Source organism: Duganella sp. GW821-FHT07G03 (assembly GCF_059418605.1).
The window spans coordinates 94,750-118,347 of record NZ_JBWKQE010000019.1 but is presented as its reverse complement, the minus strand read 5'-3'; the positions used below and the strand labels follow the sequence as shown (position 1 = coordinate 118,347).

Below are 23,598 nucleotides of genomic sequence, written 5' to 3'. Positions count from 1 at the left end.
ATGTCCTTGACATTCCCGCCACATCTGGCAAATTGTAGCCATAGAGAAGAAAGGGTATCGCCATGCAAGCGGCTTGTGTTGGTTACGTCATGGCGTTCATTTACGCGTCCGCGTCGCCGGCGCTGGCGGCGCCATGCCAGATGAAAATGGCGCTGGAGCAATGGCCGCCGTATGTGTATTCCAAGCCGGACGGCCCGCCATCCGGGCTGGACCTGGAACTGGCGCAGGCGATCTTCAAGGAGGCCGGCTGCGCGCTGCAACTGCTGCCCGAGTTGCCGACCGCGCGCCGCCAGCGCCAGTTCGAGCTGGGCGGGCTGGACCTGCTGCTGGCCGCCTCCGACACCGCCGAGCGGCGCAAGTACGCGCGCTTCAGCCTGGCCTACCGCTATGAATCGGTGAGCATCTTCACCCGCGCCGCCAACCTGCCGCGCTACCAGAACGTGCGCAGCGTCGACGCGCTGGCCGGGACAAAAATGGCGCTGCTGGCGCCCAAGGTGGGCTGGTACGGCGCGGCCTACGCGCGCGTGCAGCCGCAGTTGCAGCAGGCCGGCCAGCTGAGCACCTTCCTCAACTTCCAGCAAGGCCTGCGCATGCTGGACGCCGGACGCGCCGAGCTGATCCTCGGCGACACCGCCGCCCTGCGGCATGAGGCCAGGGAACAGGGCATCGCCATCGCGCCGCTGCCGTTCACCGTGCTGCGGGCGCCGGTGCATCTGATGCTCAACAAGAGCAGCACCACCCAGGCCAACCTCGACCTGTTGAACGCCGCCATCCAGCGACTGGAAAAGCAAGGCGTGCTGGCGGAAATCCGCAACCGCTACGGCGTATCGTAGCCGTCCCGGCCGCGCGGCGGAAGGCTATTCGCGCTGCGGATCATGCTTGGCATCCTTGCGCTCGGCCTCGCGATGCGGCTGCGCCTCGGGGTGGGGATGGGCTTCGGGATGGGCTGCCGGTGGTGGATGTGGCGACGCATGCGCCAGTTCTTGCGGCGGCGCTTTCGGCGGCGCTGGCGGATGGGGCGCCGGTGCAGGATGCGGCTCCACCGGAGCACGCGCTTCCGCTGGCGGATGTGGCGCGGGTGGAGGATGCGCTTCCGTCTGCGGATGCGGCGCGGGTGGGGGATGCGCCGCTACCTGTTGATGCGGTGCAGGCTGGGGATGCGCTTCCGGCTGCAGGTGCGGCGGTGGCGGCGGACGCACTTCCGGCTGCGTGTGCAGTGCCGTCTGCGGCTGCGGCTGCGGCTGCGGATGCGATTCAGGCTGCTGGCGCGGCGGCTGCTGCGGATGCGATTCCGGCTGCTGGCGCGGTGGCGGCGCCGGATGCGATTCGGCTTGCGGACGGGCTGCCGCCTGCGGATGCGACACCGGCTGTGGGTGCAAGGCGGCCTGCGGCGGTATTTCCGCCTGCTTGCCAGCGTGCGCCGTCGGCGGCATGGCCGCTGCGGGAACTGGCGCGCCATGCGCCCCGCCCTTCTGCGCCAGTTGCTGCGGCGGCGCGGCGGGCACGGTCATCTTCGGCCGTTCCGCCCGCGCCATGCGGATATTGGCGGCGGCCTGGGCGGCGCCCTGAACCGGCGCTCCAGCGTGCGCCACCGGCGGCGGCGCCATCACGGCCGGCGCGGTCTTCGCCACCACCGGCCGCGCCAGGATGGCCGGCGCCGGACGCGCGCCGCCATGTCCGGCCACGGGCGCCGGCCGCTGCGGCTGTACCGACGGCGCGGCCGCCAGCGGCGCCGCCGCCAGGGCCTGCGGCGACACCCGCACCGCATTCTGGCGCACCGGCTGCGCCTGGGCAAACGCCGCGGCGGGCATCGCCGTCACGGCCTGCCGGTTCACATAACGCACATTGGTGATGTTGACGTTGTTGTAGACGTTGGTGATCTGCGTCTTGTTGATGACCGTATTGCTGGTATTGATGTTGGTGACATAGGTCGGGCTGGCCCGGTACGACGGCCGGTACACCTCGCGCGGCCCGAGCGGGAACCAGGCCACGCCATGGTGGTCCGGCCGGTCGCCCAGCAGCAAGGTCGCCGCGCCCACGAACACCACCAGCGCCGGCGCATACACCGGCCGCTGCACCACCGGCCCCGGCACCCAGCCCCAGCCGACGGGCGTCTGCGCCCAGCGGCCGTAGTGCGTCACCGCGAAGCCCCACGGCGCATCGTCGACCCAGGTCCAGCCCCAAGGATCGACCCAGGCCCAATGGCCGTCGCGATATGGCGCCCAATCGGCCGCCACGCGGGCCGGCGTCCACACATTGCCGTAGCCCGGCACGTCGCGCCAGCTGCCGTTGTCGTCCAGGTCCTCGTAGCCCACCACGTCGCTCGACACATAGCGCGCCGAGACCGGATGCTCCAGCCGGCGGTCGCGCTGCGCCGACCACTGGTCGAAATCGTCGGCCGGCGGCAACTGGCCGACGCTGAAGTCCTGCAAGCCGGTGCCGGTGAAGCGATAGGCTTGTCCAGGGTCGACCAGATAGGAGGTGTTGTCGCCGTAAGCCTCGCCCTGGCCGTCGAGCACGGCGACCTGGGTGGCGTTGCCGGAGGCATCCACCTGGATGCGGTAGTGGCCTGGCTTGCGGATGCTGAACGCCAGGTTGGGCGTGTCGACCTCCAGCACCTCGTCGGGGCGCAACTGGCGCACGCGCAGGTTCAGCCGTCCCTGCGACAGTTGCAGCTGGGTGGTGCGGTCGTTGGCGTTGAGCAGCGTGACCAGCGTCTCGCCGTCCATGCGCACGGCGGCGGGGCCGGCCTGCACTTCGTCGCGCGCGCCGGACGCGGTCCACAGGCGGTCGCCCGCCACCAGCGGGCGATTGATGCCGGCCGTTTGCCAGTCGTCCACGCCGGCGGCGGCGTAGCTCACTGCGCCGTTCACATAGGCCAGGCGCGCCACGCGCGCCGGCGGATCGGCCAGCGCGGCGCCGCTGCTGAACAAGGCGGCGCCACCCAGCGCCAGCAAAAATCGGGATCGGATTGCCATGATGGGACTCGAAGAATAATCGTGGGTCCAACATAGCCGACTGGCGGCGCGCCTACTGTTCGCTGCCGCACACCCGCAACGATGCGGCGTCAGTAATGGTAGCTCAGCGCAGTGCTGACGATGGCCCGGTTGCGCTGGCCCACCAGCGGACTGGCGGCGGCCTGACCGCCCAGCCGGCTCACGCGCAGCCAGGTGTCCAGCGTGTACTTGTTGCCGATCTGCCAGCCCCAGGATGGTTGCAGATACATGCTCAACACGCCCTGACGCGGCGCGTACAACGGATGGGCCTCGAGCCCGGCCTGCTGCGCGGTCACGCCGAAATATTCCTGCAGATAGCGCTGGTTGGCCAGCAGCAGGCCGGCGCCCAGCGACAGCGTGTGGTGCGCCGCCACCGGCGTGGACGCCTCGGTCCACAGGTGCGCCCGCAGGCCCAGGCCGCTGCTGCCGCTGCCGGCCATGACCTGCCCACCGGCGCTGATGTTGTGCTCGACGCGATAGGTGAGGAACAGGCCGGCCTCGCTGGCCAGGCCGCCGCGTTGGCCCGGCGTGTCGCTGCGCTGCTCCCTGGAGCTGAAGCGCAGCTGCGGGCCGTATTCCAAGGCCGGATCGTCCGACAAATGCCAGCCCAGTCCCAGCCCGTCCTCGCTGTTCAGGTCGAGGAAGGCGCCGCTGCTCCACTGCACCCACAAGGTCGGCAAGGCGGTGGTGCTGCGGTCGCCGCTCTTGTCGTGCACCAGGTCGTTCAGCGCCAGGCCGAAGTAGATGTCCTGCGTATCCTCGGGCATCATCATGCGGGTCGGGCCGGCCTGCGCGGCGCGGCACGCCAGCAGCGCCGCCAGCAACAATGTTCTCGTCATCAGATATGTCCCAGTTCCAGCCCGCGCAACACCGCGCGCACCCGGTCGCGCACGCCCAGCTTGGCCAGGATGCTCGACACATGATTCTTGATCGTGCCCTCGCTGGGGCCCAGCGCGGTGGCGATCTCGCCGTTGTTGAAGCCGGCCGCCATCAGCGCCAGCACCTCGGTTTCGCGCGCGGTCAGGCGCTCGCCGGCGTCCTGCGGCGGCGCCACGCCGGCGCTGCTTTCGTAGGCGCTGCGGGTGCGCTCGGTCAGCGCCGGCCGGAATACCGTGGCCCCGGCCGCCACCGCGCGGATGCCGTCAGCCAGCCGCTCCAGCGAAATGTCCTTGAGCAGGAAGCCGCGGGCGCCGGCGCGCATGCCTTCCAGCAGCGCCTCGTCGTCGTCGAAGGTGGTCAGCAGGATGGTCGGCGGCAGCAGCGCGGCCGACTGCTGCAACAACGCGATGCCCGACAGCTGCGGCATGCGGATGTCGAGCAGCAGCACGTCCGGCTTGGCCGCCGTGGCCAGCGCCAGCGCGCCGGCGCCATCGGCCGCCTCGGCCACCACGCGGATGTCGGGCGTCAGCGCCAGCAGGCCGCAGATGCCGCTGCGCACCAGCATCTGGTCGTCCACCAGCATCACGCGGATGATCGCCGTCATGCCGCCACCGCGCCGGCCGGCAGCACGATTTCCATGCCGAAGCCGCGCCGCGGCCGGTTGCCGGCCTTGAGCTCGCCGCCCAGCAGCGCCAGCCGCTCGCGCATGCCGCGCAGGCCGTTGCCCTCTTCCGTGGCGCGGCTGCCCGCGCCGTCGTCCTCGATGCGCAGCAGCACCGACAGGCCATCGTCCGCGCGCGCCAGCTCGATGTCCAGCTGGCCGGCCGCCGCGTGCCGCACGGCGTTGCTGATCGCCTCCTGCACGCAGCAGAACAGCGTGTGGGCCACGGCCGGCGAGGCGATCTCCAGCCCCGGCGCGAAGCGCAGCGCGATGCGCGGCTGCGGTATGCCGGCGCACAGGGCCGCCAGCGCCTCGCGCAGATCGATGCGCTGCATGCCGCGCTCGCTGCCGACCACCACCCTGACCTCGGCCAGCAAGCCCTGCGCCAGCGCGCGCGCGGTGGCCAGCGCCGGCGGCGCGGCCGCGCCCGACTGCCGCAGCGACAAGTCCAGGTGCAGGTTGAGCGCGGTCAGGTGGTGGCCGACGATGTCGTGCAGGTCGCGCGCGATGCGCAGCCGCTCGGCCGAGCGCACCGTGTCGGCCAGCAGCAGCTGGGTGGCGCGCAGCTCGCCGTTGGCGGCAGCCAGCTCGATGCGGCCGCGCCGCTCGACCGCCGCCATGTGGCCGATGCCGAAGGCGATGCCCTGCCACAGCGCCATCGTGCCCAGGTCCAGCAGCACTTCGCGCACCCAGCCGTCGCTGCGGGTGTGTTCGTTGCCGGGCAGCGGTGCCAGCACCAGCAGCACCAGCAGCAGCACTTGCAGCGCCAGCCAGCGCAGGCCGCCGCGCAGCGCCAGCACCAGGCCCAGTTCGGCGGCCACCAGGTACAGCAGGGAATGTGGATAGCTGAGCGCGATCGCCATCTGCGCCGCCAGTATCGCCTGGTTCTGCCAGGCGGGACGCCGCGCGGCGCCGGCGCCGCTGGTGCGCAGCCAGAACAGCAGGCCGAACAGCACCATCAGCGCCACGTAGCCGATCAGGAACAGCAGCACGGTCAGCTCGTCGCGGTCGGTGCCGGCGCGGATCGCCGACGGCGCCGGCGTGAACGCGCTGGCGATCCACAGCGCGAGCTGGCCCAGCGGCGCGTCGGTCTTGATGCCGCCCAGGTGGAAATGGATGGTGTCGAGCGTGCCGCCGACCACACAGCCCAGCAGGCCGATAATGCCGATCAGATTGTTCTTGAAGCGATGCAACATGGGGTTCCTGGCGGGAGCATGAGTCGGGCCATGATACGCGAGGCCACCGGGCAACAACAGTGCTGGAAGTCATGTGGCATTTCCCCCACGCGCAGGCGCTCGCGGATGAGCGCGTCGGCGCGCTTTGACCTAGAATCGGCAGTCCCTGAACTCGCGTCCGCGCCCGCCGATGAAAACACTGCCGTTATGGATCGCCGTCCTGCTGCCGCTGGCCGCCACCGCCGCAGGCGCCGGCGACGATCCCCAAGTGGTCATCAGCGCCGAGCGCGATTCGGAGTGGAACAGCTACCGCCATGCCTACAAGGCGGCCGCCTTCTTCGCCTACTACACCCGCAGCCGGCCGCTGATCCAGGCCCACATGCAGATCCGCCCGCTCGACCCGGCCACCCCGCTCGACGGCCTGAGCCTGCACCTGGTGGGCGAGAAAACCGACGCCACCATCGCGGTCGACGCCATCGGCCGCGCCGAGCTGCCCATGCTCAAGCAAGCCTACCAGGACGACGCCGTGCTGCGCCTGAACCGGCAGAAAGGCAGTTACTACTTCAGCGGCCGCTACTCGATCCGCGAGCACGCCGACGGCGTCTACGACCTGGCCGAGCTGCGCGCCGCCTGCGAACAGCTGATCGGCGCGCAGCGCGAATCGGGCTACCGCATGCGCCTGTCCGGCAAGCAATGCCTGGGCATCAAGTTCGTCTATCCGGCCGGCGCCGCGCCGGAGGTGCGCATCCAGACCGACGGCCCCGGCGGCGCCTTGCCGCTGGTCGACGCCCATCCGTTCGAAGGCAATTCGATGGGCATCTACAAGGTGGCGCTGTACCGCTACGCCGACTGGCCGCAGCGCGGCAAGATCCAGACCCTCAGCGCGCCGCTGGCCATCGGCACGCTGTACGACTGAGGGCCCGCCCCGCTGCCTACTGGTAAGCCTTGAAGAAATCGCGCGCCGCCACGTTGCAGCCGGCGAAGGCCATGTAGCCGTGGTAGTTGTCCGGGTCGGCGGGATTGCCGTTGGAAGCGATCACCAGCCGCTTGGCTTCCGCAAACAGGTTCTTGGCGCCGGCGTAGGGATCGTTGGCCAGCACCGGCGTGTCGACATCGAGCACCGTCACCAGGCCGGCGCCGACGCCGTGGGCGTTGAAGTAGGCCTGCGTCAAGCTGGCGTTGTTGAACGGCACCTCATCGTCGCCATTGCCGCCGCACATCAGCACCGGCGCGGTCGGCACCCAGGTCCGCAGATCGTTCTTGAACCAGGCGGCGCGCATCGGATGCGCGTGGGCGCAATCGAGCGGCGCGGTGGACGAGTTCACCGGGCAGGGATGGCTGACGATATCGTTCAGCAGCGCCGTCAAGTAAGCCGACTTGAGCAGACTCTGTTCCGGCGTTCCATACGCCGCCTGCTCGGCCGCCGGCAGGCCGGCATAGCCCGGCATGTCGTTGGCCAGCAGGTGCGGCGGCAGCTTGCCGGTGGCGATCAGCCGGTTGATCGGCAGCAGCGTCGGCGCCAGCGTCTCCATGCTGGCCGCGTAGGCGGGCTGGTACAGCTCGGTCGGCGCCGCGTACAGATTGCCGTAGGCCTTCTGCCACGCGGTGAACTGCAGTGTGAGGTCGAGCATGGATTCGGCGCCGACCTGGGCCAGCCCACGCAGCAAGTCCGGCGAGCCCAGGCTGGTTTCGTAGCCGACGCTCTCGGCATAGTTACCGCTCAGCGGAGCCGCCGCCGTGACGCTGATGCCGGCCGCCTGCATCGCCCGGTGCGTGGCCATCGTCACATAGCCGCCTTCCGAATAGCCGGTCAGGAACAGCTTGCCGCTGTCGGCCACCGGGTGCGGCAGCTTGGCGAAGGCCTTGCGGGCGGCGGTCAGCGCGTCGATCATGTCCTTGGCGTTCTGCTCGGCCACGTGGTGCGCGTGGTAGCTCAGGGGCGAGCTGTCGTAGCCGGCGTAGTTGGGCGCGATCACGATGTAGCCCTGGGCCGCGTACAGCGCGGCGGCGGCGGCGCTGGTGGCGGAATATGGCGCGTCCGGACTCAGGTCGCCCATGCGGACGTTGCGCTGCAAGGAGCTGCCGTGGCCGTACATCAGCACCGGGCGCTTGCCGCTGCAGGCCGGGTCGCTGCCGTTGGGCACCATCAGCGAGCCGGAGGCGGTGGTGGTTTCGCCGCCGGCGCCGACGGTGCTGTATTCGAACTGGTGGAAATCGATGCTGCACTTGGGCTGGCCGGCGGCGCTGAGGATTTGCGCGCCCACCGTGCCGAGCCGGCCGAGCGCCTGCACCAGGCCGGCCGGGTCGAGCGACTGCGCCAGCGGTGGCGGGTTGTACAGCAGCGCGCCGCGCGCGCCCGAGGTGTCGGCCACGCCGGTGGGCGGGGTCGGCGTCACGGGCGCCGGGCTGGGCGCCGGCGTGGCGGCCGCCGGCGCGCTGCCGCCGCTACCGCAGCCGCCGAGCGCCGCGAGCAGCGTGGCCAATAAGAGTATGGGACCGGTCTGGTTCATGGAGTCTCCTGCTTGAGTTGGTTTCGTGGCCTACTGGTAGGTCTTGAAGAAATCGCGCGCCGCCACATTGCAGCCGGCGAAGGCCATGTAGCCGTGGTAGTTGCCCGGGTCGGCGGGATTGCCGTTGGCGGCGACCACCAGCCGCCTGGCTTCCGCAAACAGGTTCTTGGCGCCGGCGTAGGGATCGCTGGCCAGCACCGGCGTATCGACATCGAGCACCGTCACCAGGCCGGCGCCGACGCCGTGGGCGTTGAAGTAGGCCTGGGTCAGCGTGGCGTTGAAGAACGGCACCTTGGGGTCGGCGTGGCCGCCGCACATCAACACCGGCGCGGTCGGCACCCAGGTGCGCAAATCATTCTTGAACCAGGCGTTGCGCATCGGATGGCGGGAGGCGCAGTCCAGCGGCGCGACGGCCGACGTGGCCGGGCACGGATGGGCGGCGATATCGTCCAGCAGCGCCGCCACGTAGCGCGACTGGAGCAGGCTCTGCGCCGGCGTGCCATACGCGGCCTGCTCGGCCGCCGGCAGGCTGGCGTAGCCGGGCATGTCGTTGGCCAGCAGATGCGGCGGCAACTTGCCGGTCGCGATCAGCGTGGAGATCGGCACCAGGGTCGGCGCCAGCGTCTCCATCGACGCCGCGTAGGCGGGCTGGTACAGCTCGGTCGGCGCCGCGTACAGATTGCCGTAGGCCTTCTGCCAGGCGGTGAACTGCAGCGGGAACTCCAGCATGTCGATGCCGTAGAGCTGGGTCAGGGCGCGCTGGGCCTCGGCCGAGCCGAGCGTGGCTTCGTAGCTGGCGCTTTCGGCGTAGCGGCCGCTCATCGGCGCCGCCGCCGTGACGCTGATGCCGGCCGCCTGCATGGCGCGGTGCGTGGCCATCGTCACATAGCCGCCTTCGGAATGCCCGGTCAGGAACAGCTTGCCGCTTTCCGTCACCGGGTGCGGCAGCTTGGCGAAGGCCTTGCGCGCGGCGGTGAGCGCGTCGATCATGTCCTTGGCCTGTTGCTCGGCCACCTGGTGCGGGTGGTAAGTCAGGGTCGAGGTGTCGTAGCCGGCATAGTTGGGCGCGATCACGATGTAGCCCTGGGCCGCATACAGCGCGGCCGCGGTGGCGCTGGTTTCGGCATACGGCGCGCCGGGCGTCAGGTCGCCCAGGCGGACGTTGCGCAGCGCCGAGCTGCCGTGGCCGTACATCAGCAGCGGGCGCTTGCCGCTGCACGCGGGATCGGCGCCGCTCGGCACCATCAGCGAGCCGGAGGCGGTGGTGGTTTCGCCGGCCGCGCCGACGGTGCTGTACTCGAAGTGGTGGAAATCGACGCTGCACTTGGGCTGGCCGGCGGCGGTCAGGATTTGCGCGCCAGCCGTGCCGAGCCGGCCCAGCGCCTGCGCCAGGCCGGCGGGGTCGAGCGACTGCTCCAACGGCGGCGGATTGAGCAGCAAGGCGCCGCGCGCGCCGGAGGTATCGGCCACGCCGGTGGGCGCGGTGGGCGTCAGCGGCGCCGAGACCGGCGGTGGCGTCGCCGCTACCGGTGCGCTACTGCCGCTACCGCAGCCGCCGAGCAGCGCGGCCAGCGCCGCGAGTATGAGAGTGCAGCCTGTCTTGTCCATGGGGTCTCCTGAATGAGGCGGTTCGTCAGTGAACCAGCCTGCATTCTGGAGACGCCCTCAAGGACGCGCATGTGCCGGAAGATAGACGCTCAGGAACGGCGCTGCTTGCGGCGCGCCACCAGCCCGAGCATGGCCAGGCCGGCGCCCAGCATCGCGTAGGTCTCAGGCTCCGGCACCGGGATGACGCGGCCGATGGCTTCGAACTCCGACACGGAAAAATGGTTGTCGCCGGCGCCGGTGGTGCCGGAAATCATGAAGGCGGTGGCCGTCACCGGCGCGCCCAGCACCACGCTGCCGTTGTCCTGGCCCCAGGAGCGGTTGGGCGAGATCACGGCGGCGTCGTGCCAGACGTTGGCGGTGTCGCGATACTGGATCAGGTAATTGTTGTCGTTGTCGGCCTGCAGCTTGAGCTGGCTGACCAGGGCGGTCTGGTTCAGCGTCACCATGACGGTATCGGCGCCGACGGCGCCGGTCCAGAACACGGTGCCGGTATTCCATTGCGTGCCGATCGGCAGGTAGATGCCGTCGGTGACCGTGGACGCGGCCGCCAGCGCGCCACCACCCCAGCCGTCGCTGTTGCCGAAGCCGCTACCGGTCAAGGTGACGGCGCCATTCAGCGCCACGTTGTCTGCCAGCGCACTGCCGGCGCAGGCCATGCAGGCCAGCGCAATCGCAAGAATTTTCATATCTTCTCCTTAGGCAATATGGAATCAACACGATAGAAAAATCAGGATAGCATCAGCTCGCTTGAGTGCAAGTCCAGGCGTCTCGCGTGCGCGACACTGTCAGGGAAGCGTGGCCAGCCTGACGCCGAACACCGGCCCCGCCGTGTGGCCGGGCTCCGGATCGAAGCGCACCACCACGCTGCCCTTGCCGTGGGTGAGACGCTCGGGCACCGGATATTCCCGGTCGATGAACAGGCCCGGATTGCCGCCGTCGAGCTTGACGCGAGCAATCCGTACACCGTCGATACTGATGTGGAAGTCGCGGTTGCGCTCCTCGCCCCAGTAGCTCGCCTGCAGCAGCAGCGGGCCTTCGGCGCACTTCATGCGGAAGCTGAAATAGCCGCCGGTGCGGGCATCGCGTCCGTTGCGGCCACGGTAGGCAACGGGATAGGAGATGTCCGATTGCAAGTCGTGATCACGCTCCGGCTGCATCTCTCCCAGGTGCATGACATCCACCGAGCGCGCGGCCAGGTCCTTGAGGCGCGCCTCCTCCTTGCGAAAGACGACTTCCGACGCGGCCCATTCGGACTCCGTGTAGACATTGAAGTACACCGCCGCGCGCCGCTCGTACTGCGAGAAGAAGGGCGCAAACTTCATGTCGCCCGGCCGCCCGCTGCCCACGCTGCGGTACACGGCCTTGCCCTTGTCCGCTTCCGCAAACGAAGCCAGGATGTTGGCGCCCACCAGCGCCGGCGCCAGTCCGTCGAACGGCTTGTCGGCCGCGCCCAGGTCCGCCGCCAGCACCATCGGCCCACGCAGCAGCGCCACCACGTGCTCGTTGCCGGCTGTAGCTTCCAGCCGCAAGTCCAGCGGCAGCGACAGGCGCACGCTGTCGCCCGCGCGCCAGCGCCGGCGCAGCAGCAAGTAGCCCTTTTGCTTGCTGGCGGTCTGCGACTTGCCATTGACCAGCACCTGGTGGCCGCTGGCCCATGACGGAATGCGCAGCGCCAGCGTGAAGTGGCGCGGCCCCGCCAGGCGGCGCACCTTGAGTTCGATCTCGCCTTCGTATGGATAGCGGGTGTTCAGTTCCAGCCGTGCAGCCTTCCACTCCACCGTCGACGGAATGTACAGGTTGACGAACAACGTGTCGCCGTTCTCCCAGTAGATCGAATCGCCATGCTTGGCGTGGCTTTCCATGCCGGACAGGACGCAGCACCAGAAATCATTCTCCTCGCTGGAATATTCCCGCGCCACGCCGGACATCAACGGCGTCATGTACGTGAACATGCCGGTGCGCGGATTCTGGTGCGCAAGGATGTGGTTCAAATGCGTGCGCTCGTAGTAGTCGAAGTAAGCGGCATCGGGCGCCCAGCTGTAGAGGTGGCGCGTCATCTTCAGCATGTTGTAGCTGGCGCAGGCTTCGCAGGTCTGCTCGGTGATGTGGGCGGCGATGCTGTCCGGGGCGGAGAAGTATTCGCGGTCGCCGTTGCCGCCGATGACGTAGCTGTGGTGCTGCGTGACGCGCTTCCAGAAGAAGCCGACGGCGTCGGCGTCGCTGCGGCGGCCGGTCAGCTCGTGCAGGCGGGCCAGGCCGATCAGCTTGGGGATCTGGGTGTTGGCGTGCAGGTTGGCCAGTTCGTCGCGGCCTTGCGTCAGCGGCAGCAGCACCTTGGCGTGGTACAGCCGCTGCGCCAGCGCCAGCCAGCGCTGGTCGCTGGTGCGCGCATAGAGCTCGGCAAAGCTTTCGTTGATGCCGCCATGCTCGCAGGCCAGCACCTGCTGCACCTGTTCGTCGCTGAGCGCGGCAAACACCTTGTCGATATACACCGCCAGGCGCAGCGCCACTTGCAGCGCCTGCTCGTTGCCGGCGTGGGTCTGTGCATCGAACAGGCCGGCGAAGACCTTGTGCCAGTTGTACAAGGGCACCCAGCAGCCGTTCAGGTCGAAGCCTGCGGACCGGATCTCGCCGCGCATGATCTCCGGGAAGATTTCCTTGCCGTCGACCAGCGTGCCGTCCTGGCGCTTGCGCATGAAGCCGGCCGCATAGCCATCGCCATGCGCCTGCTGCACGCGCGCCAGTTCGGCGACGATGTAATCGATGCGCGGCTTGAGCGCCGGGTTGCCGGTTTGCGCGTGCATCAGCGACAGCGCGGACAGATAGTGGCCCAGCCCTTCACCGGCGATGGTGTCGGACTCCCAGCCGCCGTAGACGGCGCCCTTGATCGGCAGGCCGGCGAAGCAATGATAGTTGTGCAGGAAGCGGTCCGCGCTCAGGCGCAGCAGATAGGCCTGGTTGGCTTGCAACGCGTCGGCGTAGACCGAAGGCAGCAGCCGGACAGACGACAGCGGCAGCGCCTGGGCGGTTGGTGGAACGTCACTCAGCGGAGCGCTCCTGGCGGCGGTGGTCCAGCCGGAGATCAATCCCAGGCCGGCGGCGCCCCGCAATATCTGTCGACGATGCATACCTACCTCATGGTAAACGGTTACCCATCAATGTACGTGCATAGCCGGTGGCCGTCTTGTGATGGTGCCGCTAAAAGGATGACGAAATCCGCACAATCCGGACCGTATCGTTCACCACCCCATTTTCTGGCGGATGAACGCCGTCAGCTGGGCCGCGTTGGCCTGGTGCTGTTTGACGCGAGGATGGCCGCCAAAACCGGTCCACGGGAACACGATGGTGTCGATGCGCCGGTCCCCGCCTTGCCGGAGCTGGTCCACCGCCGCGCGCACATAGCCCGGCCATTTGGAGCCCTGCTGCACTGCGTCCATGCTGCCCAGCGCGCACACGATGTAAGCGCGCGGATACAGCGCGCGTATCTTTTGCACGAAGCTGCGGTAGGCCTGCACGCGCTGCGCGTCATCCGGCGCCGGCGACAGGCGTTGCTCGCGGTCGATCAGCCAGCGGTCGTTCTGGAACAGGTTGATGACCACCACGTCCGGCGTCCACGCGCCGAAATCCCAGCGGGTGTCGTTGTTGCCGACGGCGCTGAGCTGGTCATAAAAGTCCGGCATGGTGAAGGGGAACCAGCTGATCATCACGCCAATGCCGCTTTGCGAGATGATGTGCGCCTCCGCATCCAGCGCCCGCGCCGTGATCGAGGAATAGGACATGAAGTTGTTCTTGTCCTTCAGCAGATGATCGGGGCCGTCGTCGGGCGACTCGTCGCCCATGCCGGTGGTGATGGAATCGCCGAAGAACTCGATGCGGCGCTGCTTGGGCGCCGGCGGCGGCAGCAACTTGCCGCCGTCCGCCAACTCCAGGCCCTGGAAGACCGTGCCGCCCTCCTCGCCCTCGGTGCGCTTGGTGATCAGGAAGCGGTGCGCGCCCGGTCCCAGGGCGCTGGCCACCGCGTAGGTCTTGCCGCCCTGCGCGGCTTCGATGACCACCGGCCTGGCCAGGTCGCCATCGATGAAGACGTTGAAGAAGTTCTTGCCCAGCTGGTCGTCCAGCTTGACCGCCAGGCTGGCGCCGCTGAAGTTGCCTTCAATGCTGGTGCCGGGCCACGACAGCATCGGCCGCGCGCGGTTGGCAAAGTCGATGCGTCCGGTGTACTGCAATTGCGCGTCATCCGGCTGGACCGCCACGCCGGCCAACGCCTGCCCGGCCAACAACAATGCCGCCAATCCTGCCCTAAGCTTCATCAACCATCTCCCGCAACTTATAGGAACCGAGGTGTTATTTCGCGAAATTCACGATGCCCGCGATCGTACCATCCTGATGGGCCTGTTTGATCGCGCCATCGATTTCAGCGAGCGTGACATGTCCCTTGCGCGACACCGCGCAGCGCGTCGCGAACGACATGACAGGCAAGGGCGGATAGAGCTTGAGCGGCGATGGGCGCAGGCGTTGGCGATAATAAAGCACGCCCTTGGCGATCAGGATGTGATGCACCCGCCCGCGCGCGAGCTTTTCGAGATTGATTTCCATGTTGGGCGCGTCGTCGCGCACAAAATCCTTGCCCAGCACCTGCTCCATTTCTGGATGAGCGTAGCCGAGGATGGTACCGACGGGCTGACCGCGGACATCCTCGATCGAACGCGGAGCGGCGACGCTGGTATCGGTCACCAGCACTTCCTCGGCGGTGAGTATGGTCTGGCTCCAGAGGTAGTCGCCCGGCAGCCACTCCGGCGCATAACCGCACAGGATGTCCGCCTCGCCAGCCTGCAGGGCATGTGCAATGCGCTTGCGTGGCAGGATGACAAAGCGCACGTTTCGGCCCAGCTTGCGCGCCAGTGCTTCGCCCAGGCCTTTGTGTATGCCCGCGACCAGACTGCCGGACGCGAAGCCCGCCATCGGCATGTCCGAAGCGCGATCCACGAGCACGACCAGTTCCGCGGCTGGCACAGCCAGCGCGGGCAGCAGGCAGCAAATCAGGCAGATTAGGCGACGGGAGCGCATCTGCGCATGGTACTCGCTTTATGGCTGGCTGGCACAACCACCGCTACGACGACACTCAATCCGGGGTGGCCGAAAGATGCAGATGCAGGCGGCGATCCAGGCCCAGCGCCTTGATATCGGCGCCGAATACCTCGTCAATCAGGCGTGCTTTGAGCCCTGTGGCTTCCGCTTCCCTCAAAGCCCGTTCGATGATGGGCCGGTAGCTGGCGGCCGACGACGCCAGATAGAAACCAAAGTCGCCGGGGTACTCCATCAGCAGGTTTTGTTCCACCACTAATTCGGGATGCCTGCGCGCTTCCGCCGACACCTCGATGACGCCGCGCGGCAGATAATCGACGTGCCGGTTTCCCGCCGCCACCATCGCGTATATCGTGGTCCACGGCGCGGCGTGCTCATACAGCGGCAAGCCCGTCGCCTTCCATACTTTGGCATCGCCCCAGCCGGCGCCGAAGCCGGCGATCAGCCGGGTACGCTTCAAATCGCCCACTGATTTAAGCTGGGCAAAGACTTCCGTATCGGCTGGGCGGATCAACAACACCCGCTGGCCGATCAAGCCATTGGTCAAAGCGTTGCGCACCGGGACGATCTGCGCCTTGCTGTCCTTATCCTTGGTGCGCATGCCATAGAAGAGGTTGATGTCGCCTTTGTCCAGCATCCACCACATGCGGCGGGCGGGTATGTCCTTCACGTAGTGGAGATGGTAGGGCTGATGGATCAACCGCAATGACTCTTCCAGCAGGCGGATGAAGTAGTTGGCATGGCCATCGGACAGGACCGCGATGCGTAGTTCAAGCGGCGCGACGTCGGACGCTGGCGCAGACGCCGTCTCCGCCGCTCCGAGCGCAGGGAGCGGCACAAACAGCATGCAGGCGAAAAAACAGGCGAACCGCGGCATGAGGAACATATTCGCGACTCCAGCGAACCATCGGGCCTTGTAGACTACCACAGGGCTTGCTCCGCAACAGCCAACGTGGCCCACCTGGAATCCGGACAGTTCTAACCGCGGTACCCCGCTAGCCCAGGTTCAGCTCAGCTAAATTTCGTGAAGTCCGGCTTGCGCTTTTCAAAGAAGGCGGTGAACGCTTCCTTCGCTTCCGGGGCGGCCAGCATGGCGCCGAAGAATTTGTTTTCGGCGGCGATGGCTTCCGTCACCGGGCCTTTGCGGGCGGCCTTCATCAGCTGCTTGGTGGCGCGGATCGAGCTCGCTGGCAGTGCCACCAGCTTGGCCGCCTGGCCTTCGGCAAAGGCGCGCAGTTCGGCGGCCGGCACGATCTTCGAGACCAGGCCCATCTCCAGCGCTTCCTGCGCCAGGAAGGCTTCGCCCAGCATCAGCTTTTCGGCCGCGCGCGGGTAGCCGGCGATCTGCGTCAGCAGGATGCTGGAGGCGAACTCGGGACACAGGCCCAACTGCACGAACGGCATCGAGAACTTGGCGTTGTCGGCCGCGTAGACCAGGTCGCAATGCATCAGCAGCGTGGTGCCGATGCCGACCGCCGCGCCGGCCACCGCCGCCACCACCGGCTTGGTCGAGCCGCTCAGCGCCATCATGAATTTGTACACCGAACGCTCTTCGATGCCCGAACCGTCGGCCGGACGCGCGGACTTCATGAAGTCTTCCAGGTCGTTGCCGGCGGTGAAGATCTCCGGCTTGCCGACGATCAGGATGGCGCGCACGGCGGCGTCCTGCTCGGCTTCGTTGATGGCGTCGGCCATGCTCTGGTACATCGCCGAGGTGATCGCGTTCTTGCGCTCAGGGCGGTTGAATTCCAGCGTCAGCACGCCGTTGGTCTTGCTGCTCAAAATATCCATGTGATCTCCAAATGATTAAAGGGCGCCGTGGTTGAACCGCAGCGCCCTTCTTATGATTCCGTGCTTAGTTTACACGCGCGCTTTATACACGCTCAATGATACCTGCCGCGCCCATGCCTGCACCGACGCACATGGTGACCATGCCGTATTTCAGGTTGTTGCGGCGCAGTGCGTGCACCACGGTCGCAGCGCGGATCGCGCCGGTTGCGCCCAGCGGGTGGCCCAGGGCGATCGCGCCGCCCATTGGGTTGACCTTGGCTGGATCCAGGCCCAGGTCGCCGATGACGGCCAGTGCCTGTGCCGCAAACGCTTCGTTCAGTTCGATCCAGTCCAGCTGATCCTGGGTGATGCCGGCAGCCTTGCACGCATCTGGAATCGCGAATTTAGGACCGATGCCCATGATTTCCGGTGGTACGCCCTTGACAGCGAACGACGAGAACTTGGCCAGCGGAGTCAGGTTGTGCTCGCGCAGGAATTTCTCCGACACGACCAGCAGCGCGCCGGCGCCGTCGGACATCTGCGACGAGTTGGCGGCGGTGACCGAACCCTTGGCGGCGAACACTGGCTTCAGCTTGCCCAGCGATTCAACGGTCGAATCGGCGCGTGCGCCTTCGTCGGTGTCGACGGTGCGGGTCTTGATCTTGATCTCGCCGGTGGCCAGGTCAGGCGTGCGGGTGATGATTTCAACCGGGGTGGTCTCGTCCTTGAAGAAACCGGCCTGCTGCGCGGCGATGGCGCGGCGGTGCGATTCAACGGCGAACGCGTCCTGCGCTTCGCGCGAGATTTTCCATTGGGTCGCCACTTTTTCAGCGGTCAGGCCCATGCCGTATGCCATGCCGACGTTCTCGTCGGTGAACATGTTCAGGTTCATCGATGGGTGGTGGCCCATCATCGGCACCATCGACATCGACTCGACGCCGCCGGCGATCATCGCATCGGCTTCGCCAACGCGGATGCGGTCGGCGGCCATGGCCAGCGCGGTGATGCCCGATGCGCAGTAGCGGTTGACCGTGACGCCGCCGATGGTCTTAGGCAGACCGGCCAGCAGCACCGCTTGACGGGCGATGTTGAAGCCCTGTTCCGCTTCCGGGAACGAGCAGCCGATGATGGCGTCGGTGATCAGCGATGGATCCAGGCCAGGCACTTGCGCCAGGGCCGATTGCAGCACGCGCACCAGCAGGTCGTCCGGGCGGGTCTTGTTGAACATGCCGCGCGGCGCCTTGCCGATCGGGGTGCGGGTGGCAGAGACGATGTATGCGTCTTGAATTTGTTTGCTCATTTTGTTCTTTCGAAAATTTTTGATCGAAGACTTAGCGGGACGATTACGCCCGCTTCTCGGATAAATACCAATCCACTTGAACCTGTGCGGCCAGCGTGCCGGCGGCGTCGAAGATGTCGACTTCCACCGGGAACGCCACCTTGCCCTGCTCTTTCAGCTCGGCCTTCAGCGCGGCCAGGTCGCCAGGGACGCGGCCTTCGGCGCGGGTGGCGCCCTTGGCTACTTTCTGGTACTGGATGCGCGATTCCTTGGCGACCGGGCGCAAGCCCAGGATCAGCTCCGCGAAGCCGCCAGCCATGGCCGCGCCGGAAGCCGTTTCGGCCAGCGTGAACAAGGCCCCAGCGTGCTGCGTGCCCAGGTGGTTATTGAGCTTCGGGTCCTCCGGCATCGACACTTTCGAAGTGCCGCTGCCGATCTCGTCGATCCTGATCCCCAGCAAACGCACGAAGGGCAAGGTGTCCATCATTTGTTGCTTGATACGGTCATACACCATGCTTGGCCTCACGCGCAGTAGAACTCTAAATACGATTTTCAGGATCGACACGCAGTTCCTCGACTAGGATTAGTTGCGGACTGGCTTACCGGTCTGCATCATGCCCATGATGCGTTCCTGGGTCTTCGGATGGTTCAGCAGTTCCAGGAAGGCTTTACGCTCCATGTCCAGGAACCACTGCTCGCTCACGAACGAACCCTGGTCGATATCGCCGCCCGACACGATCTCGGCGATCATCTCGCCCAGCTTGAAGTCGTGCGCGGAGATGAAGCCGCCGTCGCGCATGTTGACCAGCTGGGCCTTGATGGTGCCCCAGCCGTAGCGGCCGGTCACCTGCACCGGGGTCTTCAACGGCGGACGATAGCCCTTGTCGAACATGGCGCGCGCTTCAACCTTGGCCACGTGCAGCAGCTCGTAAGGGTTGAACACGATCACGTCGTCTTCTTTCAGGTAGCCCATGGCCTGCGCTTCCAGTGCCGACTTCGACACGTTGGCGGTAGCGGCATTGGTGAAACCGGTCTTCAGGAATTGCAGGATGTCGGTGCCCTTGGCTTCCTTGAACGCGCGCACTGCCGCTTCTTTCAAGCCGCCGCCCGCAGGGATCAGGCCGACGCCCACTTCCACCAGGCCGATGTAGGATTCGATCGAGGCCACGCGCTTCGACGCGTGCAGCGCCATTTCGCAACCGCCGCCCAGCGCCAGGCCAGCAACAGCAGCCACCACCGGCACGTTCGAGTATTTCATCGCCATGAAGGTGTCTTGCAGTTCACGGATGATAGGGTCGACCGCTTTGGCGCCGCCCTGCATGAACGCAGGCAGTGCCGATTGCAGGTCGGCGCCGGCCGAGAACGCGCCGCCGTCGGCCGCGTCCGCGCTCCAGATCACCAGACCCTTGAAGTTCTTCTCGGCTTCGGCCAGTGCCTTGCGGAAGCCGGCGATCACGCCAGGGCTGATCACGTGCATCTTGGTCTTCAGCGAGATCACCAGCACGTCGTCGCCCGAGTGCCACAGGCGCACGTCGTCGTCTTCATGCACGGTGGTGCCGGCGGTGCGGCCGTCGATGGCGCCCGAACCCAGTACCGGTGCGCGGAAGGCCTGACGGTCGTACACGGCCAGCGACGAGCGCGGCACGAACGATTTCGACACGGCGGACCACGAACCTTCAGCGGTGTGGACGCCGCCTTTTTCAGCGACCGTACCTTCGAACACCCAGGCTGGCAGCGGTGCGTTGCACAGTGCGTGGCCGGCGTCGATGTCTTCCTTGACCCAGGTGGCCACTTGCGACCAGCCGGCTGCCTGCCACGTTTCGAACGGGCCGACGTTCCAGCCGAAGCCCCAGCGCATGGCGAAGTCGATGTCGCGCGCGTTGTCGGCCACGGTGTCCAGGTGGATCGCGATGTAGTGGAAAGCGTCGCGGAAGATCGCCCACAGGAACTGGCCTTGTGGGTTGGTCGATTCGCGCAGGGCCTTCATCTTCTTGACCGGATCTTTTTCCTTCAGGATGCGGGCGACGATGTCGGCAGCCTTGCCGCCGCCGGCGACGTATTCACCGGTGGCGAAGTCCAGGCGCTGGATTTCCTTGCCAACTTTTTTGTAGAAGCCGGCGCCGGATTTCTGGCCCAGCGCGCCTTTTTCCACCAGGCCAGCCAGCACGGCCGGGGTCTTGTAGACGGCGGCGAACGGATCGTTCGGCAGGTAGTCCTGCATGGTCTTGATCACATGGCCCATGGTGTCCAGGCCGACCACGTCCGCGGTGCGGAAGGTGCCCGACTTGGCGCGGCCCAGCTTGGAACCGGTCAGGTCGTCGACCACGTCGCACGACAGGCCGAATTTCTCCGCTTCGTGCACGATCGCCAGGATGCCGAACACGCCGACGCGGTTGGCGATGAAGTTAGGCGTATCCTTGGCGCGAACCACGCCCTTGCCCAGGGTGGTGGTCAGGAAGCCTTCCAGCTGGTCGGAAATTTCCGGCTTGGTGAACTCGGTCGGGATGATCTCGACCAGGTGCATATAACGCGGCGGATTGAAGAAGTGCACGCCGCAGTAGCGCGATTTCAGGTCGGCGTCGAAGCCTTCGGACAGCTTGGTGATCGACAGGCCCGAGGTGTTCGAGGCGAAGATCGCGTTAGGGGCGATGTGCGGAGCGACCTTCTTGTACAGGTCATGCTTCCAGTCCATGCGCTCGGCGATGGCTTCGATGATCAGGTCGCACTCGGCCAGCTTGGCCAGGTCGTCCTCGTAGTTCGCTACTTCGATCAGCGCGGCGTGGTCCTTGTTGCCCAGTGGCGCAGGCGACAGCTTCTTCAGGTTCTCGATGGCGCGCAGCACGATGCCGTTCTTCGGACCTTCTTTTGCAGGCAAGTCGAACAGTACGACTGGTACCTTGGCGTTGACGCAATGAGCGGCGATTTGCGCGCCCATCACGCCGGCGCCCAGCACGGCTACTTTTTTAACGATGAAATTGGTCATGTCGTTTCCTTTAAGTTCTTAGAACAGGTCGGCGTCGAGTGCCATCAGGTTGGCGGAGCCCGAACGTGCCTGGCGAATCAAGGTTGCAGTTTCTGGCTGCAGGCGGGCGAAGTAGAAGCGCGCCGTGGCCAGCTTGGCTTTGTAGAAATTGTCGCCGCTGTCTTCTTTGGCCAGGGCGATTTTCGCCATCTGTGCGAAGAAGTAGCTGTACACCATGTGGCCGACCACGCGCAGGTAAGGTACGCATGCCGCGCCGACTTCGTCCGGGTTCTGGAAGGCTTTCATGCCGATTTCCATGGTCAGCTTGGTGACCTTGTCGCCCAGGTCGCCCAGCGGGGTGACGAATTCGCTCATCGCTTCGTCGGTGCCGTTGTCTTCCACGAAGGCTTTGATCTTCTCGCCGAACTTGCGCAGCTTGGCGCCGTTGTCGCCCAGGATCTTACGGCCCAGCAGGTCCAGCGACTGGATGGTGTTGGTGCCTTCGTAGATCAGGTTGATGCGGGCGTCGCGCACGTACTGCTCCATGCCCCATTCGGAGATGTAGCCGTGGCCGCCGAACACTTGCATCGCTTCCGAGGTGGCGATCCAGGCGTTGTCGGTGATGAAGGCCTTGATGACCGGGGTCAGCAGCGCCACTTCGTCGGCGGCTTCCTTGCGCACTTCTTCGTCAGGGTGGTGCAGTTCGCGGTCGATCTGCAGCGCCACGTACGAGGTGAAGGCGCGCGCGCCTTCGGCGTAGGCCTTGCCGGTCAACAGCATGCGACGCACGTCAGGGTGGACGATGATCGGGTCGGCCGGCATTTCCGGATTCTTCACGCCCGACAGCGAACGCATCTGGATGCGGTCCTTGGCGTAGATCAGCGCGTTCTGATACGCGATCTCGGTCAGGCCCAGCGATTGCATGCCCACGCCCAGGCGGGCCGCGTTCATGAACACGAACATGGCGTTCAGGCCTTTGTTCGGCTGGCCGATGATCCAGCCACGCGCGCCGTCCAGGTTCATCTGGCAGGTCGAGTTGCCGTGGATGCCCATCTTCTCTTCGATGGCGCCGCAGGTGATCGGGTTACGTTCGCCGACCGAGCCGTCTGCCTTCGGCAGGAACTTAGGCACCAGGAACAGCGAAATGCCTTTCGAGCCTTCCGGTGCGTCCGGCACGCGGGCCAGCACCAGGTGCAGGATGTTTTCCGCCATGTCGTGCTCGCCGGCCGAGATGAAGATCTTGTTGCCGGTGATCAGCCACGAGCCGTCTTCCTGTGGCAGCGCTTTCGAGCGCAGCATGCCCAGGTCGGTGCCGCAGTGCGGTTCGGTCAGGCACATGGTGCCGGTCCATTCGCCGGAGACCAGCTTGGGCAGGTAGACTTCCTTCTGGTGGTCGGTGCCGTGTTCTTTCAGGCACTCGTAGGCGCCGTGCGACAGGCCAGGGTACATGGTCCAGGCCTGGTTGGCCGAGTTCAGCATTTCGTAGAAGGAGTTGTTCAGCACAACCGGCAGGCCCTGGCCGCCGTATTGCGGATCGCAGGCCAGCGCGCCCCAGCCCGCTTCAACGTACTGCTTGTACGCTTCCTTGAAGCCTTTAGGCGTGGTCACGGTGTGGGTCGCTGCGTCGTGCTTGCAGCCTTCGCGGTCGCCCGAGTGGTTCAGCGGGAACAGCACTTCGGCGGTGAATTTGCCGCCTTCTTCCAGTACCTGGTTGATGATGTCGGCATCGACTTCGGCGTAGTCCGGCAGCGACTTCAGTTCTTCTTCCACTTTCAGAAATTCGTGCAGAACGAATTGCATATCCCGGATTGGCGCGACGTATTGACCCATGATTTTCTCCTGATGACTTTTGTAATGACTACGATGTGAATGAGTGTTTTATTGCTGTGCCACCACCGCGGACGGCGTTTGCGGATTACGGTAGGTTTCGATCAAGCGTTCGAAGCCGGTGCCGGCCCGGCCCAGGCTGCCCGGAATGCGCAGGAAGCGCGCATCGTGGTGCAGTGCCAGGATCAGGCCGTACATTTCGTACACCAGCTGTTGCGGGTCGGTGTCTGCCTTGAGGTCGCCGCATTCGACGCACTGCTGCACGCAGCGCAGCAGCGCGCCCTGCCAGGCGCCGACCATGGCCATCAACTCTTCGCGGATCGGACCTGGACGGTCGTCATACTCCACCGCGCCGCTGATGTAGATGCAGCCCGAGGCCACTTCCACGCTAACCCGCTTGACCCAGCGCGCAAACATCGACTTGAGCCGCTGGATGCCGCGCGGCTCTTTGACGCTGGGGAAAAACACTTCCTGCTCGAAACGATGGTGGTACAGCTTCAGTACTTCCAACTGCAAATCTTCACGCGAGCCGAAGTGGGCGAACACGCCGGACTTGCTCATGTTCATCCTATCCGCGAGCAATCCGATGGTCAGGCCTTCCAGACCATCCCGGCTGGCCAAGTCCAGCGCCACATCCAAGATTGCCGCGCGTGTCAGTTCGCCTTTGCGCATAAATTTAGTTGAGGTATTAATAAGATTGCATCCCAAGGTAACATTCATGTGGAGAAAAGAGTATTCTGCTCCACTTGAATTTACTCCGTGTGAAAAGAATTGCGAACGCTCGTACTATTATCCACTGAGGGGTAAAAGTCAAACGCTAGTGTTAGAGGCGGGGTTCTATTACTG

General features: G+C 66.1%; 19 protein-coding genes. 2 read left to right on the top strand and 17 right to left on the bottom strand.

The genetic code is table 11. The annotated features are described in order from the left end of the window. The first annotated feature begins 89 nt into the window (after positions 1 to 89). On the top strand, positions 90 to 833 hold the full coding sequence (locus tag AC07OK_RS22145) for a substrate-binding periplasmic protein (RefSeq protein WP_494692309.1): 744 nt from the start codon (positions 90 to 92) through the stop codon (positions 831 to 833). Positions 834 to 857: 24 nt separating this feature from the next. Here the strand turns inward: AC07OK_RS22145 and AC07OK_RS22140 are convergent, their stop codons facing one another. From AC07OK_RS22140 to AC07OK_RS22125, 4 genes are all read right to left on the bottom strand, one after another. After that, positions 858 to 2,978, bottom strand: coding sequence for a DUF6600 domain-containing protein (locus AC07OK_RS22140; RefSeq protein ID WP_494692308.1), 2,121 nt, complete (start codon positions 2,976 to 2,978; stop codon positions 858 to 860). Positions 2,979 to 3,067: 89 nt separating this feature from the next. Further along, positions 3,068 to 3,835, bottom strand: coding sequence for a MipA/OmpV family protein (locus AC07OK_RS22135; RefSeq protein ID WP_494692307.1), 768 nt, complete (start codon positions 3,833 to 3,835; stop codon positions 3,068 to 3,070). Next, positions 3,835 to 4,479 carry a response regulator gene (locus AC07OK_RS22130; RefSeq protein WP_494692306.1) on the bottom strand — a complete coding sequence of 215 codons (645 nt, stop codon included), beginning with the start codon at positions 4,477 to 4,479 and terminating at the stop codon, positions 3,835 to 3,837. The genes AC07OK_RS22135 and AC07OK_RS22130 overlap by 1 nt, the downstream gene beginning before the upstream one ends. After that, on the bottom strand, positions 4,476 to 5,732 hold the full coding sequence (locus tag AC07OK_RS22125) for a sensor histidine kinase (RefSeq protein WP_494692305.1): 1,257 nt from the start codon (positions 5,730 to 5,732) through the stop codon (positions 4,476 to 4,478). The genes AC07OK_RS22130 and AC07OK_RS22125 overlap by 4 nt, the downstream gene beginning before the upstream one ends. A gap of 169 nt (positions 5,733 to 5,901) precedes the next feature. Between AC07OK_RS22125 and AC07OK_RS22120 the strand changes: the two genes are divergently transcribed. Beyond that, positions 5,902 to 6,627 carry a hypothetical protein gene (locus AC07OK_RS22120; RefSeq protein WP_494692304.1) on the top strand — a complete coding sequence of 242 codons (726 nt, stop codon included), beginning with the start codon at positions 5,902 to 5,904 and terminating at the stop codon, positions 6,625 to 6,627. 16 nt (positions 6,628 to 6,643) lie between these two features. On the opposite strand, the gene AC07OK_RS22115 is transcribed toward AC07OK_RS22120, so the two are convergent. The 13 genes from AC07OK_RS22115 to AC07OK_RS22055 all read right to left on the bottom strand — a co-directional run bounded on the left by AC07OK_RS22115 (position 6,644) and on the right by AC07OK_RS22055 (position 23,424). Next, on the bottom strand, positions 6,644 to 8,221 hold the full coding sequence (locus AC07OK_RS22115) for an alpha/beta hydrolase family protein (RefSeq protein ID WP_494692303.1): 1,578 nt from the start codon (positions 8,219 to 8,221) through the stop codon (positions 6,644 to 6,646). Between the two features lie 30 nt (positions 8,222 to 8,251). Continuing rightward, entirely contained in the window at positions 8,252 to 9,829 is a 1,578-nt protein-coding gene (locus AC07OK_RS22110) for an alpha/beta hydrolase family protein (RefSeq protein WP_494692302.1), read from the bottom strand. An 89-nt stretch (positions 9,830 to 9,918) separates the two neighbouring features. Further along, complete coding sequence (locus AC07OK_RS22105; RefSeq protein WP_494692301.1) at positions 9,919 to 10,515, bottom strand: PEP-CTERM sorting domain-containing protein; 597 nt, start codon at positions 10,513 to 10,515, stop codon at positions 9,919 to 9,921. A 99-nt stretch (positions 10,516 to 10,614) separates the two neighbouring features. Further along, entirely contained in the window at positions 10,615 to 12,957 is a 2,343-nt protein-coding gene (locus tag AC07OK_RS22100; RefSeq protein ID WP_494692300.1) for a beta-L-arabinofuranosidase domain-containing protein, read from the bottom strand. A 111-nt stretch (positions 12,958 to 13,068) separates the two neighbouring features. Then, positions 13,069 to 14,139 (bottom strand): SGNH/GDSL hydrolase family protein, encoded by a 1,071-nt coding sequence (locus AC07OK_RS22095; protein ID WP_494692299.1) that lies wholly within the window; start codon positions 14,137 to 14,139, stop codon positions 13,069 to 13,071. A gap of 34 nt (positions 14,140 to 14,173) precedes the next feature. Beyond that, entirely contained in the window at positions 14,174 to 14,896 is a 723-nt protein-coding gene (locus AC07OK_RS22090) for a substrate-binding periplasmic protein (RefSeq protein ID WP_494692298.1), read from the bottom strand. 55 nt (positions 14,897 to 14,951) lie between these two features. Next, positions 14,952 to 15,800 carry a hypothetical protein gene (locus AC07OK_RS22085; protein ID WP_494692297.1) on the bottom strand — a complete coding sequence of 283 codons (849 nt, stop codon included), beginning with the start codon at positions 15,798 to 15,800 and terminating at the stop codon, positions 14,952 to 14,954. A gap of 125 nt (positions 15,801 to 15,925) precedes the next feature. Continuing rightward, the gene (locus tag AC07OK_RS22080) at positions 15,926 to 16,705 is read right to left on the bottom strand and encodes an enoyl-CoA hydratase (RefSeq protein WP_217942401.1); all 780 of its coding nucleotides are present in this window, start codon (positions 16,703 to 16,705) and stop codon (positions 15,926 to 15,928) included. 82 nt (positions 16,706 to 16,787) lie between these two features. After that, positions 16,788 to 17,984 (bottom strand): acetyl-CoA C-acyltransferase, encoded by a 1,197-nt coding sequence (locus AC07OK_RS22075; RefSeq protein ID WP_494692296.1) that lies wholly within the window; start codon positions 17,982 to 17,984, stop codon positions 16,788 to 16,790. Positions 17,985 to 18,027: 43 nt separating this feature from the next. Beyond that, a complete protein-coding gene (locus AC07OK_RS22070) occupies positions 18,028 to 18,477 on the bottom strand; it encodes a PaaI family thioesterase (RefSeq protein WP_026334897.1) in 450 nt (149 codons plus the stop codon). 69 nt (positions 18,478 to 18,546) lie between these two features. Beyond that, positions 18,547 to 20,946, bottom strand: coding sequence for a 3-hydroxyacyl-CoA dehydrogenase/enoyl-CoA hydratase family protein (locus AC07OK_RS22065; RefSeq protein WP_494692295.1), 2,400 nt, complete (start codon positions 20,944 to 20,946; stop codon positions 18,547 to 18,549). A gap of 18 nt (positions 20,947 to 20,964) precedes the next feature. After that, a complete protein-coding gene (locus tag AC07OK_RS22060) occupies positions 20,965 to 22,755 on the bottom strand; it encodes an acyl-CoA dehydrogenase C-terminal domain-containing protein (protein ID WP_116992709.1) in 1,791 nt (596 codons plus the stop codon). 48 nt (positions 22,756 to 22,803) lie between these two features. Then, entirely contained in the window at positions 22,804 to 23,424 is a 621-nt protein-coding gene (locus AC07OK_RS22055) for a TetR/AcrR family transcriptional regulator (RefSeq protein ID WP_494692294.1), read from the bottom strand. Positions 23,425 to 23,598: the final 174 nt, after the last annotated feature.